This is a genomic window from Streptomyces sp. BRA346 (assembly GCF_052851135.1).
This window is the reverse complement of record NZ_JAIWIH010000161.1, coordinates 1-1,644: the sequence shown is the minus strand read 5'-3', so window position 1 is coordinate 1,644 and position 1,644 is coordinate 1. Positions and strand designations below refer to the sequence as shown.

Genomic DNA, 1,644 nt, shown 5'->3' with positions numbered 1-1,644 from the left:
GATGACGGTGGTGAGGGGGTGTTCGGTGGGGATGGCTCGGATGAGGTGGTGGAGGGCGGTGCGGTCGGAGACGTCGCAGGCGGTGATGGTGACGGTGGTACCGAGGTCGGTGAGTTCTTGGGTGAGTTCGGTGGCACCGGGGGCATCGGGGCCGGTGCGGCTGGTGAGGTGGAGGTGGGGTGCGCCGCTGCGGGCGAGCCAGCGGGCGATGTGGGCGCCGAGCCCGCCGGTGCCGCCGGTGATGAGCGTCGTTCCGGTCGGCTGCCAGGGGACCGTCAGGGCGTCGGTGGCGGGCGCGTGCTCGAGACGGCGGCCCAGGACGGCCGAACGGATCGCCACCTGATCCTCGGGCTGCCCGGGCGTGAGCAGCCCGGCGATACGGCCGGGAGTGCGGGCATCGAGGGTGTCGGGCAGATCGATCAAACCGCCCCAGAGCTGGGGGTGTTCCAGCGCGGCCACCCGGCCGAAGCCCCAGACCTGTGCCTGGTGCGGATGGGGGAGCGCATCAGAGGGGACGGCCGCCACGGCGCCCTGGGTGAGGCACCACAGGGTTGCGGGCCACCCGAGGTCATCGAGCACCTGGACGAGGGCCATGGTCGCGGCCAGCCCCATGGGAACGGCCGGGTGATCCGGGTGGTGGCTCTCCTCCAGGGCGAGGAGGCTCAGCACACCGACGGGCGCGGTACGTACGTCTGTGAGCTGTTGGGTGAGGGCCTCGCGATGGGCGGTGGCGGTGTCGATGGTGAGCGTCTCGCGCGCCGCACCATGGGCATCGAGCGCCTGGGCGGCGGCTTGGACGACCGGGTTGTCGGCCAGGCCGGAGGGGACGAGGAGCAGCCAGGTGCCGTTGAGGACAGGAGTGGCGGCCGCGTCGGGCAGGCGGCCCCAGGCGATCCGATAGCGCCACGCGTCGATGGTGGAGTGTTCCCGGTGCCGTCGCCGCCAGGCCGAGAGAAGGGGGAGGGCGGGGAGCAGGGCATCGAGGTCGGAGCTGTTCTTCTCCAGGTGCAGTGTGCTGGTGAGGGCGTCCACATCCTGCGCTTCGATGGCGCCCCACAGCTGCGCCTCGGCCGGGTCATGCTGCGCGTCGTTGCCGTCGGTACGGCGAGCGGGTGGGGCGAGCCAGAACCGTTGATGTTGGAAGGCGTAGGTGGGGAGTTCGACGGTGCGCGGGGCCGGGCTGGCGGGGTACCAGGGCGTCCAGTCGACGTCGGCCCCGGCGGTGTGGAGTCGTGCGAGGGCGGTGGCGAAGGCGTGGGTCTCGGGTTGTTTGCGGGTGAGGGTGGCCGTCACCAGGGGGGTGGGCCGGTCGGTGTCCGTGGTGGTGTGGCTGAGTGTGTGCTGCGTCGCGGTGGCGAGGACCGGGTCCGGGCCCAGCTCCAGAAAGACGCCTGTCTCGGGGGCGATGTGGGTGATGGCGGGGTGGAAGTGGACGGGTTGGCGGATGTGTTGGGCCCAGTAGCCGGGGGTGGCGATGCGTTCATCGGCGGGTTCCCCGGTGAGGTTGCTCAGCAGCGGGAGGGTGGGTTGGTGGTAGGTGAGGTTCGTGATGGCCTGGGTGAAGGGTTCGAGGATGGGGTCCATCAGGGGGGAGTGGAAGGCGTGGCTGACGGTCAGGGTCTTGGTTTTGCGGCCCTTGGCGGC

At 71.3% G+C, this 1,644-nt stretch carries 1 protein-coding gene; it reads right to left on the bottom strand.

Features of this window, described 5'->3' with window-relative positions:
* A partial coding sequence (locus LCH29_RS43910) for an SDR family NAD(P)-dependent oxidoreductase (RefSeq protein ID WP_446467279.1) occupies positions 1–1,644 on the bottom strand: 1,644 nt, incomplete at both ends.